General features: G+C 31.2%; 1 protein-coding gene. It reads left to right on the forward strand.

The window, feature by feature from the left end; translation table 11 throughout:
• The coding region (locus ACJDTP_RS27445; protein WP_406763009.1) for an IS630 family transposase at nt 1-507 on the forward strand (507 nt) is incomplete at its 5' end.
• Nucleotides 508-526 lie beyond the last annotated feature (19 nt).

Raw genomic sequence — 526 nt, forward strand, 5'->3', positions numbered from 1 at the left:
TTATTTGAAGATGAGTCAATGATTAGAGATTATCAAGCAATACAGAAGAATTGGTTTATAAAAGGCCATCAAAGAAAAATACCGACATACGGTAAAAATGCTGGCGTTAAACTTATAGGTATATTAGATTATGTTACTGGTAAAGTTTATTGCGAAGAGCATGAGAGATATGATGCACAAGTATTTCAAAGCTTTTTAAATAGTGTACTTAAAGAATATCCAAAAGGAAAAATAGTCATGATTTTAGATAATGCTAGAATCCATCATGCAAAATTGATACAACCGTTTTTAAATGAAGTTAAAGATAGATTGGAATTGATGTTCTTGCCACCATATAGTCCAGAATTTAATCTGATAGAGGGGTTATGGGGATGGTTAAAATCTTCTGTTATTAATAATGTGTTTTATCCTTCTTTAGTAAGAGTGAGAGTTGCGGTTCAAAAGTTTATTAAATCTATAAATATGGTTCCTACTCAGACAATAGACAGGCTATGCGTCCGAATGTAGAAACCAATTTGCAACATAT

This window comes from Candidatus Clostridium helianthi (genome assembly GCF_045310795.1).
GTDB classification, from domain to species: Bacteria; Bacillota; Clostridia; order Clostridiales; family Clostridiaceae; genus Clostridium; species Clostridium helianthi.